The organism is Pseudomonas sp. W15Feb34 (assembly GCF_023127765.1).
Lineage (GTDB): Bacteria > Pseudomonadota > Gammaproteobacteria > Pseudomonadales > Pseudomonadaceae > Aquipseudomonas > Aquipseudomonas synxantha_A.
Window position 1 is genome coordinate 37,440 of sequence record NZ_SPKN01000001.1, and the last position, 20,355, is coordinate 57,794.

20 protein-coding genes are annotated in these 20,355 nt (G+C 59.6%); 10 read left to right on the forward strand and 10 right to left on the reverse strand.

All coding sequences use genetic code 11. The annotated features are described in order from the left end of the window. Positions 1 to 3 precede the first annotated feature (3 nt). Positions 4 to 3,024, reverse strand: a complete 3,021-nt coding sequence (locus E4O97_RS00165; RefSeq protein ID WP_248160729.1) for a membrane-targeted effector domain-containing toxin — start codon at positions 3,022 to 3,024, stop codon at positions 4 to 6. Positions 3,025 to 3,093: 69 nt separating this feature from the next. After that, positions 3,094 to 3,990, reverse strand: coding sequence for a LysR substrate-binding domain-containing protein (locus E4O97_RS00170; protein ID WP_005785749.1), 897 nt, complete (start codon positions 3,988 to 3,990; stop codon positions 3,094 to 3,096). Positions 3,991 to 4,099: 109 nt separating this feature from the next. Between E4O97_RS00170 and E4O97_RS00175 the strand changes: the two genes are divergently transcribed. From E4O97_RS00175 to rpoS, 8 genes are all read left to right on the forward strand, one after another. Further along, entirely contained in the window at positions 4,100 to 5,212 is a 1,113-nt protein-coding gene (locus E4O97_RS00175) for an S-(hydroxymethyl)glutathione dehydrogenase/class III alcohol dehydrogenase (RefSeq protein ID WP_005785751.1), read from the forward strand. 8 nt (positions 5,213 to 5,220) lie between these two features. Beyond that, entirely contained in the window at positions 5,221 to 6,066 is an 846-nt protein-coding gene (gene fghA, locus E4O97_RS00180) for an S-formylglutathione hydrolase (RefSeq protein WP_032877364.1), read from the forward strand. Positions 6,067 to 6,120: 54 nt separating this feature from the next. Continuing rightward, positions 6,121 to 6,594 carry a 2-C-methyl-D-erythritol 2,4-cyclodiphosphate synthase gene (gene ispF, locus E4O97_RS00185; protein ID WP_032877363.1) on the forward strand — a complete coding sequence of 158 codons (474 nt, stop codon included), beginning with the start codon at positions 6,121 to 6,123 and terminating at the stop codon, positions 6,592 to 6,594. Next, a complete protein-coding gene (gene truD / locus E4O97_RS00190; protein WP_032877362.1) occupies positions 6,591 to 7,649 on the forward strand; it encodes a tRNA pseudouridine(13) synthase TruD in 1,059 nt (352 codons plus the stop codon). The genes ispF and truD overlap by 4 nt, the downstream gene beginning before the upstream one ends. Continuing rightward, complete coding sequence (gene surE / locus E4O97_RS00195; protein WP_005785760.1) at positions 7,637 to 8,386, forward strand: 5'/3'-nucleotidase SurE; 750 nt, start codon at positions 7,637 to 7,639, stop codon at positions 8,384 to 8,386. The genes truD and surE overlap by 13 nt, the downstream gene beginning before the upstream one ends. Positions 8,387 to 8,427: 41 nt before the next feature. Then, positions 8,428 to 9,063 (forward strand): protein-L-isoaspartate(D-aspartate) O-methyltransferase, encoded by a 636-nt coding sequence (locus tag E4O97_RS00200; protein ID WP_010176736.1) that lies wholly within the window; start codon positions 8,428 to 8,430, stop codon positions 9,061 to 9,063. Positions 9,064 to 9,272: 209 nt separating this feature from the next. Further along, complete coding sequence (locus tag E4O97_RS00205; protein ID WP_032877360.1) at positions 9,273 to 10,109, forward strand: peptidoglycan DD-metalloendopeptidase family protein; 837 nt, start codon at positions 9,273 to 9,275, stop codon at positions 10,107 to 10,109. A gap of 106 nt (positions 10,110 to 10,215) precedes the next feature. Continuing rightward, entirely contained in the window at positions 10,216 to 11,223 is a 1,008-nt protein-coding gene (rpoS, locus tag E4O97_RS00210) for an RNA polymerase sigma factor RpoS (RefSeq protein WP_078820476.1), read from the forward strand. Positions 11,224 to 11,372: 149 nt separating this feature from the next. Here rpoS and E4O97_RS00215 read toward each other — a convergent pair whose 3' ends face one another. Then, positions 11,373 to 11,582 (reverse strand): cold-shock protein, encoded by a 210-nt coding sequence (locus tag E4O97_RS00215; RefSeq protein ID WP_002554837.1) that lies wholly within the window; start codon positions 11,580 to 11,582, stop codon positions 11,373 to 11,375. A gap of 387 nt (positions 11,583 to 11,969) precedes the next feature. Here E4O97_RS00215 and dcd point away from each other — a divergent pair, with 387 nt between their 5' ends. Together dcd and E4O97_RS00225 are read left to right on the forward strand one after the other, a co-directional pair. Beyond that, positions 11,970 to 12,536 (forward strand): dCTP deaminase, encoded by a 567-nt coding sequence (gene dcd, locus E4O97_RS00220; protein ID WP_003189215.1) that lies wholly within the window; start codon positions 11,970 to 11,972, stop codon positions 12,534 to 12,536. Between the two features lie 108 nt (positions 12,537 to 12,644). Continuing rightward, the gene (locus E4O97_RS00225; protein WP_032877358.1) at positions 12,645 to 12,845 is read left to right on the forward strand and encodes a hypothetical protein; all 201 of its coding nucleotides are present in this window, start codon (positions 12,645 to 12,647) and stop codon (positions 12,843 to 12,845) included. Positions 12,846 to 12,868: 23 nt separating this feature from the next. Here the strand turns inward: E4O97_RS00225 and pdeM are convergent, their stop codons facing one another. Genes pdeM through E4O97_RS00260 form a run of 7 tightly spaced genes read right to left on the reverse strand, consistent with a single transcriptional unit; the run spans position 12,869 to position 20,234 of the window. After that, a complete protein-coding gene (gene pdeM / locus E4O97_RS00230; protein ID WP_078820477.1) occupies positions 12,869 to 13,519 on the reverse strand; it encodes a ligase-associated DNA damage response endonuclease PdeM in 651 nt (216 codons plus the stop codon). Next, positions 13,519 to 15,999, reverse strand: a complete 2,481-nt coding sequence (locus E4O97_RS00235) for a ligase-associated DNA damage response DEXH box helicase (protein WP_248160730.1) — start codon at positions 15,997 to 15,999, stop codon at positions 13,519 to 13,521. Before E4O97_RS00235 ends, pdeM begins: the two co-directional genes overlap by 1 nt. A 57-nt stretch (positions 16,000 to 16,056) precedes the next feature. Continuing rightward, positions 16,057 to 16,821, reverse strand: a complete 765-nt coding sequence (locus tag E4O97_RS00240; protein WP_005785775.1) for an ATP-binding cassette domain-containing protein — start codon at positions 16,819 to 16,821, stop codon at positions 16,057 to 16,059. A gap of 13 nt (positions 16,822 to 16,834) precedes the next feature. Continuing rightward, positions 16,835 to 17,953: a succinylglutamate desuccinylase/aspartoacylase family protein gene (locus E4O97_RS00245; protein WP_248160731.1), complete on the reverse strand. Its 1,119-nt coding sequence runs from the start codon at positions 17,951 to 17,953 to the stop codon at positions 16,835 to 16,837. Positions 17,954 to 17,962: 9 nt separating this feature from the next. Then, the gene (locus tag E4O97_RS00250; protein WP_032877354.1) at positions 17,963 to 18,673 is read right to left on the reverse strand and encodes an ABC transporter permease; all 711 of its coding nucleotides are present in this window, start codon (positions 18,671 to 18,673) and stop codon (positions 17,963 to 17,965) included. Then, on the reverse strand, positions 18,670 to 19,398 hold the full coding sequence (locus tag E4O97_RS00255; protein ID WP_005785781.1) for an ABC transporter permease: 729 nt from the start codon (positions 19,396 to 19,398) through the stop codon (positions 18,670 to 18,672). The genes E4O97_RS00250 and E4O97_RS00255 overlap by 4 nt, the downstream gene beginning before the upstream one ends. A 56-nt stretch (positions 19,399 to 19,454) precedes the next feature. Further along, positions 19,455 to 20,234 (reverse strand): transporter substrate-binding domain-containing protein, encoded by a 780-nt coding sequence (locus E4O97_RS00260; protein ID WP_005785784.1) that lies wholly within the window; start codon positions 20,232 to 20,234, stop codon positions 19,455 to 19,457. Positions 20,235 to 20,355: the final 121 nt, after the last annotated feature.

Below are 20,355 nucleotides of genomic sequence, written 5' to 3' on the forward strand. Positions count from 1 at the left end.
CCCTCAGCCGTAGACTTGCTCCAACCCGGGCAGGGTTTTCAGCTCGCTCACCAATGCCTCAATGCTGTCGAATGGCTTCTCATCAATAGGCCAGCCGACCACGTTGATGGAGTTCCGGCCTTTCTGGCTGTTGATCCTGAAACTGCGCAGGTCCCCGCGTCGGGACCGATAGTCAATGTGGGTGGCCTCGGTGAGCATGAATTGGCCTGGCCGTGTCAGCAGTGCCTGGGCCGACTTCACCACTCGACTGTGCGAAGGGCCGGGCTGTGATTCCATTGAGTGCTGCAACGCGGCAGGATCAACGCGCAAGACCAGGTTGGCTTTGACCGTGCCTTCCCCTTTGTTCAGGCCCAGGCTGGCGGTGCGCCCCGGATCGACTTCGATGCCCAACGGGTGGGTGCCCATCCTGTCTTCTATCCGCAGGCCGATGCTGCCGGTGAGTTCGGCCAGCCCAGGGATGTCCTTGAACGTATTGGTATGGGTATCGCCCACCAGTGCGACCCATTTACCGGGTTGGCGCTTGGAGGTCTGGATCCACTGAATCACCTCGGTAGCGTAATAGTTCATCATCCGCTGGCGCAGGGTTCCCGCACTGTCGCGCATATCGCGAAGTATGTAGCTCACGGTGCAGTCGATCGGCTGGATCTTGATTCCGGCCTCTCGGGCTTTGGTCACGACGTTTGTGAATGAGTAATAGTGGTTTCGGGGCAATGGGTAGATCCCGTTCAGGAAGTTTGTCAGCGCCTCGGCCATAGGGGCGTTCTTCGACCGGTAAAAAGCCTTCAGCATCGGAATATGCACATCCGTCAGCAGATGTTCGAAGTAGATGCGTTTGACACCTTGGCTGGCGAGTATCTGCATGTTGTCGATCAGAAAGGCTTTGCTCGATTCGGCGCTGTGGCTTTCGCCGATCACGAGGCCGTCACTGGCACGTAGCAGTTTCTCGATAATGCTTTGCTGTGATTCGTTCAAGCTCAAGCGGGGGAGGACCGGCTGCAGGGGCGAGTAGGGCAGGTGGTGAAAGAAGATCGCCGAATCCTGGTTTAATTGGCTCCTTTTCTCAAAGAACAGTCTCCGGGCGTTGCTGATCGACTGTGCATCCATTCCGAAGGGTTCGAAATCTTCCGAAAATGAGCTGGTGTCGGTGAGCATCTGCACGACGGTCTCGCGCACGGGCGCTGGCATCTGGTAGGCGCTGAAGAAACTCAACTGCTGGGTGCTATCGAACAGTTTGTAAACCCGTTGCCAGGCATTGCGAAATGCCCCCCCTCCGGTCAATCCGGCACGTCGCCATTGCAGGTCGGAGCTCTGAATAGCGTAGAGACCCGTGGCTTGAGTCTTCTCGGGGGCTTCTGGATTATTCACGAACAGCTCAAAAGAACCCCAGTCATTCGGGCTTTTGTAGGTCAGGAAGGTCTCGCCCTGAATTTTGACGGTCTGCAAGCCGCTGGGAGATGTTGCAGCGACCAGGGGGCGAGTCTCGGTTTGGGCGGAGGCCTGAGTGATCACCTTGACGTTGATCTGGCCCTCCTCTGCCCGCGTAGCCGGGCCAAGCACGGGGCGTAACGCCTCGAGACTGCTCGCGCCTTTGCTGATGCCGTGGATAACCACCGGGAGCGCGTTCAGGGCGCCGAACACCATGCGCTCAACGGCGTGGGGTTTGTCCTTGAGCACGTCATCGGCGCCGATCGCCATGCCAGTCAAACCTGAGGTAATGAAACAAAACTCCGCCAGCAACGCGGTGCCCATGGTCAGCGCCACGGGGATCGCCAGCAGGCAGGCTTTATCCAAGGCGTCGAGGGTGTCGGCTTTGAATGTGTCCAAGGGCGAGACAACGGTTTTGGCTGCCAATTTTGCAATCCGACTGCGGATCTGTCGTGCGATAAACGCAAATGGGTTGCTTCTGAGCGCCGGATACATTGGGTTATTAATGTATTGCTCGGGGTCCCAATAACCGTTGCGCAACAAGCTATTGAAAAAACCGGCGGGGCTGGAAGATTCCGGGTACATCGCCATACCGATCAATGCTTCCTCGACACCACAGTAGATCAGGCCGGAGTCAATCGAGTCGGGTTCAAAGTGGTTGGTCAGCGCTTTGCGCTGGGTCGGGTCCTTGGCCACTTTTACCAGCGCATTGCGCATGTCCGTTGGGCTGTTGAAACCATGGATGGGGGAGGAGTTGCCGGGGACGTACAGCAGGGTGATCTGGCTCTGGGTGTCGGTAATCGTAAGAATGTCGGTGGCGTCGAACTGATGAATGCGCAGCACGCGCACGGATAAGTTTTTATCCGGTGAGTAGGGCGCCTGAAAATCTTCAAGGGTCAGGTTGCTGGCGTCCCTGTCGACGCCGATACCTGCCGCTCGTGCGGCCAGTTGCCGTTCTGCTTCGGTGAGCGTGAATTCTTCGTACTGATTGAGGTAAGCCTTGGCGAAGGCAATGCGCATCAGGGTGGTGTAATTGTCCCGATGCTCCCCCCAGAATTGGGTGATGGCCTTGTCATAGGTTTGTTCAAAGTTGCTTGAGTCAATCACCTTTCTGAGAACGGCTGGCGCGATCTCCAGTTGGGTGGTCGGGTCGTAGACCTGAGGTTCGCTTTGCCGGTAAAGCGCCTCATACCGTCTGGGCGGGATCCAGCCGGAAGTGATGAACTCTTCGTTGAACATTTGCGGTATGCGGTTATCCATCAGGCGCGGCAGTTCATCGACGATATTGAAGTACGGCGCGATAGTGGAAAAGCCCGTGTTGTTGATCATGCCGCCAGGGGCATGGGGCGCATTGCAGATCATGGCCTCGGTCAGGCTCATGGATTGGACGATCACTGCAGTGTAGGGTGCATTGGGATTGTCGAGGTTGTATTCCAGAGTGGTCAGGAACGTAGTATCCGGGTCCAGTTGTTCCTGAGTGAATGGTTGTAGATGCTCGCAAAGCAATTGGGCTGCGATTGCGCTGGGCACCGGAAAGTCGGCCAGAACCTTTCGGACAAAATGATTGATATGCTGGAGTTGCCGAGTGTTGGACGTCATGGGCTTGCCTGGTTTTCTAATGAAAGCGGTTATTAACCGGTGTCCAGGCAATGCACGAACGGTAGCTGTTTATGTTCGATAGACCGAATTGTCACCCAAGCCTTCTTTGAGAAAGTCCACCAGCTTCCTGACCTTCGGCGACAAATGCCGCTGCTGCGGGTACAGCGCCCACACCGCCGTATTCGGTGGCTGATGCGCCTCCAGCAATGACACCAGCGCACCACTGTGCAAATGCTCCAGCACGTAATAATCCGGCAACTGACACAGCCCTACACCTTGCAGCGCCGCATCCAGCACCGCCTGCCCACTGTTACAGCGCCAGTTTCCCTGAACCCTTTGGGAAAATTCCCGCCCGTCCTGGGCCAGTTGCCAGATATCCGAGCTGCCGATCAGGCAGTTATGCCGACTCAATTCCGACAAGCTATGGGGCCGACCATACCGTTCCAGGTAGGAAGGGGAGGCGCACAGGTACATGCGTCGCGGTGCCAGGCGGCTGGCGACCATGCGCGAGTCTTGCAGGCGACCCAGGCGGATGGCCAAATCCAGGCCCTCGTGCACCAGATCCAATTGACGGTTGCTCAGTTCGATATCCACCCGCAGTTGCGGATAGAGCGCCATGAACCGGGTCACCAGTGGCACGATAAAGCGCTCGCCATAGGCGACTGCGCAGGTCATGCGCAACATGCCCTTGGGTTCGCTGGTGAGGTCGCCTACTGCCCGCAGGGCTTCTTCGCGACCATCCTGCAAACGCTGGCAATGTTGCAGAAACGTCTGACCCGCTTCGGTCAGCGTCACCTTGCGTGTACTGCGATACAACAGGCGCGTTTGCAACCGCTCCTCCAGGCGTGCCACCTGGCGGCTTATATGGGACGACGATACTCCCAGGCGCTCTGCCGCCGCCGTGAATTGGCTGCACTCGGCCACTGCGACGAATTCGTCGATGCCTTCCCAGCGGTTTTCCAGCATGGTCATTATCCCTGTACAGCAATAAAGTTTTGCTTTCGCCTGGATTATTAATCAGGCAGCCATGTTTTACACTGCTGCAATCAATTTTTAACCCCCTGGAGAAACCCGGATGATCAAGTCCCGCGCCGCCGTAGCCTTCGAAGCCAAGAAGCCCCTTGAGATCGTGGAAGTGGACGTCGCCATGCCCAAGGCTGGCGAGGTGCTGTTGCGGGTGGTTGCCTCCGGCGTGTGCCACACCGATGCCTATACGTTGTCGGGTGCGGACCCGGAAGGCATTTTTCCGTCGATCCTGGGTCACGAAGGCGGCGCAGTGGTCGAAGCCATCGGCGAGGGCGTAACTTCAGTCGCTGTCGGCGATCATGTGATCCCGCTGTACACCCCGGAATGTGGCAAGTGCAAATTCTGCCTGTCGGGCAAGACCAACCTGTGCCAGGCCATCCGTTCTACCCAAGGCAAAGGCCTGATGCCGGATGGCACTACGCGCTTTTCCTACAAGGGCCAGCCGATTTTCCACTACATGGGCACGTCGACGTTCTCCGAGTACACCGTGTTGCCGGAAATCTCCGTGGCCAAGATTCCTAAGGAAGCTCCGCTGGAAAAAGTCTGCCTGCTTGGTTGCGGCGTCACCACGGGCATCGGCGCGGTGCTCAACACCGCCAAGGTCAAACCGGGCGACACCGTGGCTATCTTCGGGCTGGGCGGTATCGGCCTGTCGGCCGTGATCGGCGCGGTCAAGGCCAAGGCCGGTCGCATCATTGCCATCGACATCAACCCGGCCAAGTTCGAAATCGCCAAGCAACTGGGGGCTACCGACTGCATTAACCCGAAAGATTACGACCGCCCAATCCAGGACGTGATTGTCGATTTGACCGACGGCGGCGTGGACTTTTCCTTCGAGTGCATCGGCAATGTGCAACTGATGCGTGCGGCGCTTGAGTGCTGCCATAAAGGCTGGGGCGAGTCGGTGATCATCGGCGTGGCCGGTGCCGGCCAGGAAATCGCTACGCGTCCGTTCCAACTGGTCACCGGGCGCGTCTGGCGCGGTTCGGCATTCGGTGGCGTGCGTGGGCGCACAGAGCTGCCAAGCTACGTGGAAATGGCCCAGACCGGTGAGATCCCGCTGGACACCTTCATCACCCACACCATGGGCCTTGAAGATATCAACAAAGCGTTTGACCTGATGCATGAAGGCAAGAGCATTCGTACCGTCATTCACTTCTGAGGTCGGCCATGAGTCTGGAAAACCTGTCATGCCAGAAGAGCTTCGGCGGCTGGCATAAACGCTACAAGCATCATTCCGATGTGCTCGGTTGCGACATGACCTTCGCCGTCTATCTGCCGCCGCAAGCAGAGCAGGGCGGTAAGTTGCCGGTACTGTACTGGCTGTCCGGCTTGACCTGCACCGATGAGAACTTCATGCAGAAGGCTGGCGCCCAGCGCATGGCCGCCGAGCTGGGTTTGATTATCGTCGCACCGGACACCAGCCCGCGCGGCCCCGGTGTGCCGGACGATCCGGACAACGCCTGGGACTTCGGCCTCGGCGCTGGTTTCTATCTGAACGCCACGCAGGAGCCCTGGGCCCAGCACTATCGGATGCATGACTACGTAGTGCAGGAGTTGCCGGCCTTGGTGGAGGCGCATTTCCCTGCGTCGGCTAAACGCGGCATCAGCGGTCACTCCATGGGCGGACATGGCGCATTGGTATGCGCGCTGCGTAACCCGGGACGCTACCAATCGGTGTCGGCGTTTTCGCCAATCAACAATCCGATGGACTGCCCCTGGGGCCAGAAAGCTTTTTCCCGTTACCTGGGCGAAGAGCGTTCCAAGTGGCGTGAATGGGATGCCTGCGTGCTGATCAGCGAAGCCTCGGAAAAACTGCCGCTACTGGTGGACCAGGGCGATCGTGACGATTTCCTTGCGGTTCAGCTCAAGCCCGAGGCCCTGCAGCAAGCGGCCAAGGCGGCCAACCATCCGTTGGAACTGCGCCTGCAACCTGGCTACGACCACAGCTACTTTTTCATCGCCAGCTTCATCGAAGACCATTTGCGCCATCATGGTCGTGCTTTGCTCGGTTAATGTGAGGCAAAAGTAGGTAGAATCACGCCCTGAATAAAATCGGGGCGTTTTTTTATGCGTATTGGCCACGGCTACGATGTGCACCGTTTCGCTGAGGGCGATTTCATCACCTTGGGCGGCGTGCGCATCGCACACCACCATGGGTTGCTGGCTCATTCCGACGGCGACGTTGTCTTGCATGCCTTGAGCGATGCCTTGCTCGGCGCGGCGGCATTGGGCGATATCGGCAAGCACTTTCCGGACACCGATCCGACCTTCAAAGGTGCGGACAGTCGTGTGTTGCTGCGCCATGTGGTCGGGTTGATCCATGCCAAGGGCTGGAAGGTCGGCAACGTCGACAACACCATCGTGGCCCAGGCGCCCAAGATGGCCCCCCATATCGAAGCGATGCGTGCGCTGATTGCCGCAGACCTGCAAATTGAACTGGATCAAGTCAACGTGAAAGCCACCACCACTGAAAAGCTCGGATTTACCGGTCGTGAAGAGGGCATCGCCGTGCACTCCGTTGCCTTGTTGCTGCGCGCATGAACGATTTGCAACTGCTGGGCCCGCGGGCCTACGGCGAGGCCTTGGGCAGCGCGGTGCTGAAGGCGACGGCAGAAGACTTCCAGGTTGATGAGGTGCTGGACATTCCGTTGACTGGTGACGGTGAGCACCTGTGGCTGTGGGTGGAAAAGCGCGGCTTGAATACTGAAGAGGCCGCACGGCGTATCGCCAAGGCCGCCGGTGTGCCGCTGCGCACCGTCAGCTATGCCGGGCTCAAGGACCGTCAGGCCCTGACCCGCCAATGGTTCAGCGTACAGTTGCCCGGCAAGGCCGACCCGGACCTGAGCGGTGCGGAAAACGACACCCTCAAGATCCTGAAAACCACCCGCCACAAGCGCAAGTTGCAACGTGGTGCGCATTCGGCCAACGGCTTTACCTTGCGTCTGACCCAACTGGCCGGCGATACCGCCGCCATCGACGCGCGTTTGCAGTTGATTGCCCGGCATGGCATTCCCAATTATTTCGGCGCCCAGCGCTTTGGCCACAACGGTGGCAACGTGGTGGATGCCCGTGAATGGGCTGCTCGCAAGGCCCTGCCGGAGCAACGCAACGTGCGTTCGCGGTTGCTGTCCACCGCTCGTAGCTACTTGTTCAACAAAGTGCTGGCAGCGCGTGTCGCCGACGGTTCCTGGCAGCGCGCCCAGGTGGGTGACCTGCTGGCCTTTACCGACAGTCGCAGCTTTTTCCCTGCCGGGGAGGCTGAATGCAGCGACCCGCGCCTGGCGATCCTGGACTTGCACCCGACTGGCCCACAATGGGGCGAAGGCGACTCGCCGGCGAAAGGTCTTACGCATGATCTGGAACAATCTGTCGCTGCCAGCGAATCCGACCTACGTGATTGGCTGGTGAATGCAGGAATGAGCCAGGAACGTCGCATTCTGCGACTGCCCATTGGCGGGTTGACGTGGCATTATCCCGGGCCTGACATTCTGCAATTGGAATTCGTCCTGCCGGCCGGATGCTTCGCCACTGTCTTGGTGCGCGAGCTTGTTGATCTGGTGCCGGTGGGGCAGACGGACAGCCCATGCGTATTCTGATATCAAACGATGACGGTGCCACCGCACCCGGTCTTGCCGCGCTCTATGCTGCGCTGCAGGATTACGCCGAGTGCGTGGTGGTTGCCCCCGACCAGGACAAGAGCGGCGCCAGCAGTTCGCTGACGCTCGACCGTCCGCTGCACCCGCAGGTTCTGGCCAATGGCTTTATCAGCGTAAACGGCACCCCCACCGACTGCGTGCACCTGGCAATCAACAGTTTGCTGGAGCATGAGCCGGACCTGGTGGTCTCGGGAATCAACCTGGGCGCCAACCTGGGTGATGACGTGCTGTATTCCGGCACCGTGGCGGCGGCCCTTGAAGGGCGCTTCCTGGGGCGCACCGCGTTCGCCTTTTCCTTTGCTTCGCGGCAACTGGATAACCTGGCGACCGCGGCGTATTTCGCGCGCAAGCTGGTGCAGGCCCATGAGTCTCTGGACCTGCCGCCGCGTACGGTACTCAACGTGAATATTCCCAATCTGCCCCTCGACCGTATCCGCGGTATCCAGCTGACGCGCCTGGGCCATCGCGCGCGAGCGGCGGCGCCCCTGAAGGTGGTCGACCCGCGTGGCAAGGAAGGCTATTGGATCGCCGCGGCCGGTGATGCCGAGGATGGCGGGGAAGGCACGGATTTTCATGCGGTGATGCAAGGCTATGTGTCAATTACCCCGTTGCAATTGGATCGCACCTTCAGTGATGCCTTCAGTGGCCTCGATGGCTGGCTGGAGGGACTGCGTTGATGGCTCGTGAACAAGACGACTTGTTGCGCCGTGGCATCGGGATGACTTCCCAGCGCACCCGGGAGCGGTTGATCCAGCGTCTGTACGAAGAAGGCTTGTCCAACGCCCAGGTGCTGGAAGTGATTCGGCGTACGCCGCGGCACCTGTTTGTCGATGAGGCCCTGGCGCACCGCGCCTATGAAGACACGGCGTTGCCTATCGGCCACAACCAGACCATCTCCCAGCCCTACATGGTTGCGCGCATGAGCGAGCTGTTGCTGGCGGCCGGGCCCCTGGACAAGGTGCTGGAGATCGGCACCGGCTCCGGTTACCAGACAGCTGTGCTGTCACAGTTGGTAGAGCGAGTGTTTTCGGTAGAGCGCATCAAGGTGCTGCAGGACCGTGCCAAGGAGCGCCTGGTAGAACTGAACCTGCGCAACGTGGTGTTTCGCTGGGGCGATGGCTGGGAAGGCTGGCCGGCGCTGGCGCCGTACAACGGCATTATTGTCACCGCCGTGGCCACCGATGTGCCTCAAGCTCTGTTGGATCAGTTGGCGCCGGGCGGGCGGCTGGTCATCCCGGTGGGCTCCGGCGAAGTGCAACAGTTGATGCTTATTATCCGCGAGGAAGAAGGTTTTTCCCGGCACGTGCTGGGCGCGGTGCGCTTCGTGCCGCTGTTGAATGGCCCCTTGGCCTGAGCATTTATTCCCTGGCAGTGAATTCTGCTGGCGAGGATGTGTCTTACGCCGGGGTCTATTGAATCAACAGGCTTGGCAGCCGTAATTGAACAAGATGAATTTTTCGTTTCAGTCGGGTGCCAGTAAAAAGCCAATGCCCAGTTATACTTGCGTCATATTTCAAGCCTGATCCAGGCGTTAACGTTCAGCCACCACAAAGGGAGCGGCGGGTGAGTCTCACAGGTCCTGCGCAGCGAATGAGTAAAACAAGCTTTCAGCGACTGGTGCTTGGCCTTGTCTTGAGTTCCTTATTGGCCGCCTGCTCGAGCACGCCATCGGGCGGTGCGCGTGTCGTTGACCGCACCAACGCAGCACCGCAGCGGCCCACGGTGACCACGGGCCAGTATGTGGTGCGCAAAGGCGACACACTGTTCTCCATTGCCTTCCGTTATGGCTGGGACTACAAGGCGCTGGCCGCTCGTAACAACATTCCCGTGCCCTACACCATTCATCCAGGGCAGACCATTCGTTTCGATGGCCGCACAGGTTCGGCGGCTACGGCAGTTGTGACAAAGTCGGGATCTTCGCCATCGTCTTCGAGCAAAACCACCGTCATCACCCGGCCTGCAGGCAGTGCTTCGCCTAGCGTTGCAAGCAAGCCCGCACCCGCGCCGTTGCCACCTGCAGGGCCGGCGCCGACCGGCTGGGGATGGCCTTCAAATGGCGTACTGATTGGAAAATTCTCTTCAAACGGTAGTTTGAATAAAGGCATTGATATCGCCGGGGATTTGGGACAGCCTGTTTTAGCTGCGTCTGATGGGACGGTGGTGTACGCCGGGAGTGGTCTACGGGGCTACGGCGAGCTGGTCATCATCAAACACAGCGATACCTACGTCAGTGCCTACGGTCATAACCGCAGGCTGTTGGTTCGGGAGGGGCAGCAGGTCAAAGTCGGACAGACAATTGCCGAAATGGGTTCAACGGGCACAGACCGGGTGAAACTGCACTTTGAGATTCGCCGCCAAGGGAAGCCTGTAGATCCGCTGCAATTCCTGCCCCGTCGTTGATGTGTTGCACAGCCTGTTCCCTCACGTAGAAGGAACAGGCTCCAGCGTTGCCAAGGATAAAGGCGTCGCTTGAGCTTGAGGTCGAACTCACCAAAGGACTATAACAATGGCTCTCAGTAAAGAAGCGCCGGAGTTTGACATCGACGATGAGGTTCTCCTTATGGAGACCGGCATCGATACGGATCCGATGTCAGATAATGAAGGAGCGGCACCACCTTCAGTTCGTACCAAATCCAGGAACGCCTCCGCGTTAAAGCAACACAAGTACATTGACTACACTCGGGCGCTCGATGCGACTCAGTTGTACCTCAATGAAATCGGCTTTTCCCCTCTGCTCACTCCCGAAGAAGAAGTCCATTTTGCGCGCTTGTCGCAGAAGGGCGATCCGGCTGGGCGCAAACGCATGATTGAAAGCAACCTGCGCCTGGTGGTGAAAATCGCCCGACGCTACGTCAATCGTGGGCTGTCGCTGCTGGACTTGATCGAAGAGGGCAACCTGGGCTTGATTCGGGCGGTGGAGAAGTTCGACCCCGAGCGGGGCTTCCGCTTCTCGACGTATGCCACCTGGTGGATTCGCCAGACCATCGAACGGGCGATCATGAATCAGACCCGCACGATCCGGCTGCCGATCCATGTGGTCAAGGAGCTCAACGTCTACCTGCGGGCGGCGCGTGAGCTGACGCAAAAACTCGATCATGAACCTTCGCCTGAAGAGATCGCCAACCTGCTGGAAAAACCGGTAGGGGAGGTCAAGCGCATGCTGGGCCTTAACGAGCGTGTATCGTCGGTCGATGTCTCGCTGGGGCCGGATTCGGATAAAACCCTGCTGGACACCCTGACGGATGATCGCCCGACCGATCCCTGCGAGCTGTTGCAGGACGATGATCTTTCCCAAAGTATTGACCAGTGGCTGTCAGAGCTTACGGACAAGCAGCGTGAGGTGGTGATTCGCCGCTTCGGCCTGCGTGGTCACGAGAGCAGCACCCTGGAAGATGTAGGCCTGGAGATTGGCCTGACCCGTGAGCGGGTGCGGCAGATCCAGGTGGAGGGCCTCAAGCGCTTGCGTGAGATCCTTGAGAAGAATGGCTTGTCGAGTGAGTCGTTGTTCCAGTAAGCGACGCAGCTTGAAAGCTTGGATGTGGGAGGGGGTACGCCCCCCTCCCACATTTTTTATGCCCGGCTTTTGTTCAGGCCTCTCTCAAAATCCAGGCATAAAAAAACCCCGCTTTTAAGGGCGGGGTTTTTCGACTGAGTCAGTACAAGTTAGATAACTTGAACTTCTTCAGCTTGCATGCCTTTCTGACCGCGGGTAGCGATGAAAGAAACCTGTTGGCCTTCTTTCAGGCTTTTGAAGCCGTCGGATTGGATAGCTTTGAAGTGAACGAACAGGTCGTCACCGGATTGTGGAGTGATGAAGCCGAAGCCTTTTTCATCGTTGAACCACTTAACGGTACCAGTTTGGCGATTAGACATGGTGTAACTCCTTGGACAAAGTTAACTGCGACTCAGGAAAAGCCCTGGCCGAGACTGAGTGCAAAGAGCAGGAAAAATTCTTGGAGATGGTTGGATCGAAATTCAACATATCGTGTAGAGATTCTCAGTGACACAAGCAGCACAGTGGCGCCACCTTAACCCTTTTTCCGGAACGTGCCAATGGTATTTCCGAAGGTTTCTCTATTTTCGTGACTGGCGGTGGTATTTACAGCCATCCCTGACGGCAATCCCGGCCCCGGCCGCGTTGGCTGAGGCTTATAGCGGGCAGGGCTTTGATCAAGAAAACCCTTGCGGCCTTTGAACCCCAAGGCTGGCCCCGGTAAGATGGCCCACAGATTTTTCCACCTCGCTATTCAGGACACCGCCATGAGCATCAAATCGGACAAGTGGATTCGCCGCATGGCGCAGGAACACGGCATGATCGAGCCGTTCGTCGAGCGCCAGATTCGTGGCGAAGGTGATGAGCGGGTGATTTCGTACGGGGTCTCCAGCTATGGCTATGACGTGCGTTGCGCCGATGAATTCAAGGTGTTCACCAACATCAATTCGGCGATTGTCGATCCGAAGAACTTCGATGAAAAAAGCTTCGTCGACGTCAAGAGCGACGTGTGCATCATCCCGCCCAACTCCTTCGCCCTGGCGCGTACCGTGGAATTCTTCCGCATTCCCCGCGACGTATTGACCATCTGCCTGGGTAAAAGCACTTACGCTCGTTGCGGCATTATCGTCAACGTCACCCCGCTTGAGCCGGAGTGGGAAGGTCATGTGACCCTGGAGTTCTCCAACACCACCACCTTGCCGGCAAAGATCTATGCCAATGAGGGCGTGGCACAGATGCTGTTCCTGCAGTCCGACGAGGCTTGTGAAGTGTCCTACAAAGACCGCGCCGGCAAGTACCAGGGCCAACGTGGCGTCACTCTCCCACGCGCTTGATCGAAAGCTCCTACGGTTAAAGGGAATTAGTCTGCACAAAGTGACTCTATTCAGGTGTACTGCCTCGGCGCGTGCAAAACGCGTCGGGCCACGCTTGAGGAGTACCTTATGAAGATCGACCCGCGAATCAGCGCAGAACTCGCCCGGCTTGAACCCAACCAGATTGGTGTTCTGGCCTGGTCCCTGATGGCTAACCCCGCTCACGCGGGCGGCATTCCCCCCGGCCAACCAGAGCCCGATTACCCACAGCCCACCGAACCAGGTGAGCCTACCCTGCCTGACGAGCCACCACCGGCCCCCGTCGCCTGATATTCGGACGGCCGGTCAGCACTTCACTGAATCGGCCAAACGGTTTGATCGCCGATCACAAAGATTCGGCGGTCATCACCCTGCTCCACGGCATAACCTCCCGTAAATGCGCCAAACGCCGGCAGCAGGCTGACCCGCTCACCGATCTGGAAGCACGGCAGGCGCAAGCGCTGACGGCCTTTGCCGCGCAAGCGATACACCGGATGCACGTGCCCCGCCAATACGTGGTGGCTGGGGTGAACGTCGGGTTCGTGTTGCAAGGCGAAAGGGCCCATCAATAGCGGCTCCGGGACCACCTCAATTCTCAAGTCGTCCGGGGGATCGCCGGCGCGTTTATCGTGATTGCCGCGAATCAAGGTCAAGGCCAGTTCGCCATTGCGTGCACGCCAGGCCCGGATCGCGCTGAGGGTGCCGCTGGCGTGAGAACCTGGGCCATGCAGGAAGTCACCGAGAAAGATCAACTGCGCGCACGGCAGTGCCGACAACAGCCTGTCCAGGCGTTCCAGATTCGTCGTGGTGGTGCCCTGGGGCACAGGTTGTCCCAGGCTGCGATAGGCCGATGCTTTGCCAAAGTGCGCATCGGCAATAAGCAGGCACTGACGAGCGGGCCAGTACACGGCCTTGTCCGCCAATAACCACAGTTCTTCGCCTGCAAGCGTCAGTGCACAATGCATCAAGCTTTTCCTTTGTCGGCGACTTTTTCCAGGTCCTTGACCATCCGTGCGATGCGCTCCGACAACTTCTCCGAACTCATGCTTTCGCGCATTCGTTCCACCAACAGCGGGAAGGCCAGGGGCGTGGGCCGCTGAATCGTATGCACGTCCAGTTTCAGTGCCGATAGATGACTTAATGTCTCTTCCAGCCGACGAATATCCAACTCATCGCGCAAGACTTCTTCCCCTGCCTGGGCCAGCAGCAGGTTCTGCGGGTCATATTGCTTGAACACTTCAAAGAATAATCCGCTGGAAGCCTGCACCTGCCGCGTGCTTTTCGGCGCACCGGGATACCCGGCGAACACCAGCCCGGCGATCCGCGCGATTTCGCGAAAGCGGCGCTGGGCCAGTTCTCCTGCGTTAAGGCTGGCGGCCACATCCTCCAGCAAGCGCTGTGGGCTCAGCAACGCCGTATTCAACAACAACGACCAGTTCACTGGCGTGGCGCTCAACAGTTCCAGGCCATAATCATTCACGGCTATGGAGAAGGTCACCGGCTGCTGCTGACTGACCCGCCACGCCAATAAGCTCGCCAAGCCCAGGTGTACCTGACGGCCGGCGAAGGGGTACAGAAACAGGTGCCAGCCTTCTCGCGATTGCAGGGTTTCGGCGAGCAGGTTGTCGCGCGTCGGCAGGCCAGACCAGCGCAGTTGGGTGTGCAACAACGGTTGTACCGCCTGCATCTCCGGGCCGTCGAAGTGCCCATGCGCCGCCGCATCAAAACGTTCGACCACCGCCTGGGCCAGTTCATTGGAAAGCGGCATACGCCCGCCATTCCAGCGTGGCACCGCGGCTTTTTTCGCTCTGCTGCGGCGCACGTAGGCGGTCATGTTTTCCACGCGCACCAATTCCAGCAAACGCCCGGCGAACAGAAACCCATCCCCCGGCTTGAGCCGCGCAATAAAGCCCTCTTCGACACTGCCCAGGTTCTTGCCGCCGCCACCCTTGCTCCAGAATTTCAACTGGATACTGGCATCGCTGACGATGGTACCGACGCTCATGCGGTGACGGCGTGCCAGGCGGGCATCCGGGACACGCCAGATGCCATGCTCATCGGGCTCAACACGGCGGTAATCCGGATAGGCGGTAAGTGACAGGCCACCATGGCGTACAAACCCCAGGGCCCAGGCCCAATCCGCTTCGGTGAGATCGCGATAGGCCCAGGCGCCGCGCACTTCCGCCAGCAGCGCATCCGGGGTAAACCCACCCCCCAGGGCCATGCTGACCAAGTGTTGCACGAGCACATCCAGCGGCTTGTGTGGCGATTCCCGCGCTTCGATGCGCCGCTGCGCAATTGCATCCTGGGCGGCAGCCGCCTCCACCAGCTCCAGGCTATGGGTCGGCACCAGCGTCACCCGTGACGGCCGACCCGGTGCATGGCCGGAGCGCCCGGCGCGTTGCATCAGCCGCGCCACACCTTTCGCGGAGCCGATCTGCAACACTCGCTCCACCGGCAGGAAGTCCACACCCAAGTCGAGGCTGGAGGTGCACACCACCGCCTTGAGCTGCCCATCTTTCAATGCTCGCTCCACCCAATCCCGGGTCTCCCGCGATAACGAGCCGTGGTGCAGGGCAATCAATCCGGCCCAGTCCGGGCGGGCATCGAGAATCGCCTGATACCAGATCTCCGATTGCGCCCGGGTGTTGGTAAAGACCAGGCAACTGCTGCTGGCCTCTACCTCTGCGACCACTTGCGGAAACATCTTCAAGCCGATATGCCCGGCCCAGGGAAAGCGCTCGGTGACGGGCGGCAGCAAGGTGTCGAGCTGCAGTGCCTTGGCCGTCTGCCCCTGTACATTGATCCCACCGCCCTGTGGGACCAGAACCTCCAAAGCGTGGGCCTGATTACCCAGCGTCGCGGAAATGCCCCACACCATCAACTCAGGGTGCCAGCGCCGCAAGCGCGCCAGCGCCAGTTGCAACTGCACGCCGCGCTTATTGCCGATCAGCTCGTGCCATTCATCCACGATCACCATGCGCAGGTGCGCCAGGCTCGTCTCACTGTCGGCCCGTGCGAGCATCAGCGTCAGGCTTTCCGGGGTGGTGACCAGAGCGGTGGGTTGGCGGCGGGTCTGGCGTGCGCGCTCGCTGCTGCTGGTGTCGCCGGTACGCAGGCCCACGCTCCAGGGAATTTGCAGGGCGTCCAAGGGTGCCTGCAGGGCACGTGCGGAATCGGCAGCCAAGGCACGCATCGGCGTGATCCACAGCACCGTCAATGGTTCAGCGGGTGGCTTGCGCTTGCCGGTAGCGGGCGGGCGGGTGATGGCGAAACGGTTGAGGGCGGCGAACCACAAGGCATAGGTTTTACCTGCACCGGTACTGGCATGCAGCAGCCCTGACTGGCCAGCCTTGACCGCTGCCCATACATGTTTCTGAAAGGCGAACGGTTTCCAACCTTTGGCGGCAAACCATTGTTTGGCGAAATCGGGGTTTTTTGCCATGCGGCAGCGGACGCTCTGGAGGCTCTATTGCAGAGACCCTCCAGGCGTCACAAAGGTTTACTTCAAATTGCCACTTAGAAACTGCTGCAGGCGCTCGCTTTTCGGATTGCCCAGCACATCCTCGGGGGTGCCTTGCTCTTCCACCAGGCCCTTGTGCAGGAACAGCACCTGGCTTGAGACCTTGCGCGCAAAGCTCATCTCGTGAGTCACCATGATCATGGTGCGGCCTTCCTCGGCCAGGCCCTGGATCACCTTCAACACTTCACCCACCAGTTCCGGGTCGAGGGCCGAGGTGGGTTCATCGAACAGCATCACCTCAGGCTCCATCGCCAGGGCGCGGGCGATGGCTACCCGCTGTTGCTGGCCGCCAGACAGGAACGCCGGGTACTGATCGGCTACACGTGCCGGCAGCCCGACCTTGTCCAGATAGCGGCGGGCGCGGTCTTCGGCGTCTTTCTTGCTGCACCCCAGCACGCGGCGCGGGGCCATGGTGATGTTTTCCAGCACGCTCATATGGCTCCACAGGTTGAAGTGCTGGAACACCATCGCCAGCCGTGTGCGCAAGCGTTGCAGCTCGGCGTCGTCGGCCACGCGCATACCGTGGCGGTCGCTGACCATGCGGATCGCCTGGCCGTCCAGGGTCATGGCGCCATCGTTGGGGGTTTCCAGGAAGTTGATACAGCGCAGGAACGTGCTCTTGCCGGAGCCGCTGGCGCCGATCAGGCTGATCACGTCACCGGTCCTGGCCTTGAGCGAAACACCTTTGAGCACTTCATTGTCGCCATAGCTTTTATGCAGGCCTTCAACGGTCAGTTTGTACATGGGGCGTGCATCCTCAAGGCGAAAGTAGATAGCCGCTGCGGTAGGCCTGCGTGCCGGCGATATGGCCGATGACCATCCCGGCAGTGGCCATGCGTCGCAGCGAACGGGCGTACAGCAGGCCGGTGTGCTCGCAGCGCACCGGCGTTACGCGGTCGGTAATGGGATCGATGATTTCGGCGAGCAGTTGCCCGGCCTCCAGGTATTGACCCGGCAAGGCACTGAACACCAGCAAGCCGCCGACTGGGCTGGTGACGGGCTCCACACCCGCCAATGGCGTGGCCGGGTAAGCCAGGGCGGGCAGGGGCGTCACATCGCCGGTAATGGCGCCGAAGTGGATCAGGTAATCGATGATGGCCTGGCAGTCCAGCGCGGCAAGACCATGGTTTACATCGCCCTGGCCGCGCAGTTCGACGGTCACCGAAAAACTGCCCATGGGAATCGGGAAGCGCTCGCCGAAACGTTGCTGCAACTGCCACCACACCAGGGTGAAACACTCATCAAAGGACTGCCCGCCGGAGTCGGTGGCCAGCAGGTTGGCCTCGGAGCCGAGGTACCGCGCCAATGGCTCTACCTGTGGCCAGGCTTCAGGTGTGGTGTACAGGTGCGCCACGGCTTCGAAGTCGCAATGCAGGTCGAGCACCATGTCGGCATCACAGGCCAGGCGTTGCAGTACCAGGCGTTGGGATTGCAGTTGGGTCTGGGCGGTGTGCGCGGCGAGGGCGCTGGACAATGCGCTGCGGATCAAGCGGGCATTGTGCTGGGGATCATCGCCTAGCAGCTCTTCGACCTGGTTGCCGACCTCTTCGCCAAGGTCGACGAACAGGCGATTGAAGTTCTGCCCGCTTTCCAGTTCATAGCGGCCCAAGGGGATGTCCATCAACACTTGTTCGAGGCCCACCGGGTTGGCGACCGGCACCAGCACGATTTCGCTACGCAAGCGCCCGGCCGCGGCCAACTCGGCCAGGCGTACTTTCAAATGCCAGGCCACCAACATGCCCGGCAATTCATCGGCGTGCAGCGACGACTGGATGTAGACCTTGCCTGCGGCCTGCTGCGGGCCGAAGTGAAAACTGTGGATCTGCCGCGCCGTGCCGGGCACCGGCGCGATCAGGTCATGTCGCTGATGGCGCATGAAGGCTCCTTAGTGGCTCGGCCCGAGAAAGGCCAGCCAGCGGCGCTCCGCCAGGCGGAACAGGCCGACCAGGGCAAAGGTCACCGCCAGGTAGATCAACGCGGCGATGCCAAATGATTGAAAGGTCATGAAGGTGGCGGAGTTGGCGTCCCGTGCCACTTTCAGGATGTCCGGGATCGTTGCGGTAAACGCCACCGTGGTCGAGTGCAGCATCAGGATCACTTCGTTGCTGTAATAGGGCAACGCACGGCGCAGCGCTGACGGCATGATCACGTAGGCGTACAACTTCCAGCCGCTGAGGCCGTAAGCCTTGGCCGCCTCGACTTCGCCATGCGCCATGCTGCGGATCGCCCCGGCGAAAATCTCCGTGGTGTAGGCGCAAGTGTTGAGCGCGAAGGCCAGGATGGTGCAGTTCATCGCGTCGCGAAAAAACGCATCCAGCAGCGGTTGTTCGCGTACGGCGGCAATGCTGTAGATACCGGTGTAGCAGATCAGCAACTGGATATAGAGCGGCGTACCGCGAAACAGGTAGGTGTAGAACTGCACCGGCCAACGTACCAGGCGCTTGCGCGAGACGCGGGCGATGGACAGCGGGATCGACACCAGAAAGCCGATGACCAGTGCAGCCGTCAGCAACCACATCGTCATGGCAAGGCCGGTGATGTGCTGGCCGTCGCTATAAAGGAAGGGGCGCCAGTATTCCTGCAATAGCTCGATCATCGCACTGCCTCCCGGGCGCCGGCGGAGTAGCGACGTTCCAGACGGCGCAAGACAAAGTTGGAGGCGCTGGTGATCAACAGGTAGATCAGCGCGGCGAGTACCAGGAAGTAGAACAGTTGATAGGTACTTTTGCCCGCATCCTGGGCGGCTTTCACCAGGTCTGCCAGGCCGATGATCGATACCAGCGCGGTGGCCTTGAGCATCACCATCCAGTTATTGCCTATGCCCGGCAGGGCGAAGCGCATCATCTGCGGGAAGGTCACGTAGCGAAACCGCTGCCCGCGCTTGAGCCCGTAAGCAGTGGCGGCTTCCAGTTGGCCGCGGGGCACGGCGAGGATAGCGCCGCGAAACGTTTCGGTGAAATAGGCACCGTAGATAAAGCCCAGGGTGATCACCCCGGCGCTGAACGGGTCGATCTCGATGTATTCCCATTCCATGAAGTCGGTAAAGCTGCTGAGCCAGGTTTGCAGGCTGTAGAAAATCAGCAGCATCAGCACCAGGTCGGGCACCCCGCGAATCAGCGTGGTGTAGAGCTGGGCGGGGATACGCAGGAACGGCAGGCTGGACAGTTTGGCGCTGGCGCCGAGCAGGCCCAGCAATACGCTGACGGCCAGGGACAGCACCGACAACTTGATGGTCATCCAGGTGCCTTGCAGCAACAGCGGGCCGAAACCCTTCAAGCTGAGCGCGCTCAACCCGAGGGTTTGCAACAGTTCTTCGAACATAAATCAGGACCTATGGCGATAGAAAAGCGCCCCTGCAGGGAGGGGCGCTCCAGGCATTATTTGCCGCTGTACAGGTTCAAATCGCCAAAGTGTTTCTTCTGGATGGTGGCGTAGGTGCCATCATCGTGTAACGCTTTGATACCTTTATCCAAAAGCGCCTTCAGTTCAGTGTTACCTTTTTTGATACCGACAGCGGTTTTCGACGGCAGCAACGGGTCGTCGATGGCGGCGCTGACTTCATAACCGGCGCCAGCCGGCGACTTGAGAAAGCCCAGTTCGGCTTGCAGCATGTCCTGCACCGACGCGTCGAGGCGGCCGGAGGTCAGGTCGGCATACACCTGATCCTGGTTGGCGTAGGCCTTGGTGGTTACCCCGGCTTTGTCCAGCACGGCCTTGGCGTAGGCTTCCTGGATGGTGCCTTGCTCGTAGCCCACGGACTTGCCCTTGAGGGACTCAGGTGTCGAGTAGCCAGCCCCTTTCTTGAACACCAGCGACGTGGGGCCGGAGAACAGCTCGGTGGAGAAGTCGATTGCCTTTTCGCGCACCGGCGTTACGGTCATGGACGAAATCACGCCATCGAACTTGTTGGCCTTGAGGCCTGGGATCATGCCGTCGAAGTCACTTTCAACCCACTTGCACTTGACCTTCAGCTCCGCGCAGATCGCATTGCCCAGGTCGATATCGAAGCCCACCAGGCTGCCGTCGGCGGCTTTGGATTCGAACGGTGCGTAGGACGGGTCGACACCAAAACGCAATTCCTTGTATTCCTTGGCGGTAGCGACACCAGCGGCCATGCACAGAGCCAGTGCAGAAAGGGTCAGCAATGCTTTTTTCATTATGTATTCCCTGGAAACCAAGATAAGCGCTTGTGGCGCGTTTAGGACTGTTACTGAACGGTGTCAGACGCAGCACAAGTAGCAATTTCTGCACCATAGTTCCGGACGGGCTTTTTAAAAG

Coding starts and splice junctions, on each gene's coding strand:
- E4O97_RS00165 (WP_248160729.1), bottom strand. CDS start 3,024: ATGACGTCCAACACTCGGCAACTCCAGCATATCAATCATTTTGTCCGA.
- E4O97_RS00170 (WP_005785749.1), bottom strand. CDS start 3,990: ATGCTGGAAAACCGCTGGGAAGGCATCGACGAATTCGTCGCAGTGGCC.
- E4O97_RS00175 (WP_005785751.1), top strand. CDS start 4,100: ATGATCAAGTCCCGCGCCGCCGTAGCCTTCGAAGCCAAGAAGCCCCTT.
- fghA (WP_032877364.1), top strand. CDS start 5,221: ATGAGTCTGGAAAACCTGTCATGCCAGAAGAGCTTCGGCGGCTGGCAT.
- ispF (WP_032877363.1), top strand. CDS start 6,121: ATGCGTATTGGCCACGGCTACGATGTGCACCGTTTCGCTGAGGGCGAT.
- truD (WP_032877362.1), top strand. CDS start 6,591: ATGAACGATTTGCAACTGCTGGGCCCGCGGGCCTACGGCGAGGCCTTG.
- surE (WP_005785760.1), top strand. CDS start 7,637: ATGCGTATTCTGATATCAAACGATGACGGTGCCACCGCACCCGGTCTT.
- E4O97_RS00200 (WP_010176736.1), top strand. CDS start 8,428: ATGACTTCCCAGCGCACCCGGGAGCGGTTGATCCAGCGTCTGTACGAA.
- rpoS (WP_078820476.1), top strand. CDS start 10,216: ATGGCTCTCAGTAAAGAAGCGCCGGAGTTTGACATCGACGATGAGGTT.
- E4O97_RS00215 (WP_002554837.1), bottom strand. CDS start 11,582: ATGTCTAATCGCCAAACTGGTACCGTTAAGTGGTTCAACGATGAAAAA.
- dcd (WP_003189215.1), top strand. CDS start 11,970: ATGAGCATCAAATCGGACAAGTGGATTCGCCGCATGGCGCAGGAACAC.
- E4O97_RS00225 (WP_032877358.1), top strand. CDS start 12,645: ATGAAGATCGACCCGCGAATCAGCGCAGAACTCGCCCGGCTTGAACCC.
- pdeM (WP_078820477.1), bottom strand. CDS start 13,519: ATGCATTGTGCACTGACGCTTGCAGGCGAAGAACTGTGGTTATTGGCG.
- E4O97_RS00235 (WP_248160730.1), bottom strand. CDS start 15,999: ATGGCAAAAAACCCCGATTTCGCCAAACAATGGTTTGCCGCCAAAGGT.
- E4O97_RS00240 (WP_005785775.1), bottom strand. CDS start 16,821: ATGTACAAACTGACCGTTGAAGGCCTGCATAAAAGCTATGGCGACAAT.
- E4O97_RS00245 (WP_248160731.1), bottom strand. CDS start 17,953: ATGCGCCATCAGCGACATGACCTGATCGCGCCGGTGCCCGGCACGGCG.
- E4O97_RS00250 (WP_032877354.1), bottom strand. CDS start 18,673: ATGATCGAGCTATTGCAGGAATACTGGCGCCCCTTCCTTTATAGCGAC.
- E4O97_RS00255 (WP_005785781.1), bottom strand. CDS start 19,398: ATGTTCGAAGAACTGTTGCAAACCCTCGGGTTGAGCGCGCTCAGCTTG.
- E4O97_RS00260 (WP_005785784.1), bottom strand. CDS start 20,234: ATGAAAAAAGCATTGCTGACCCTTTCTGCACTGGCTCTGTGCATGGCC.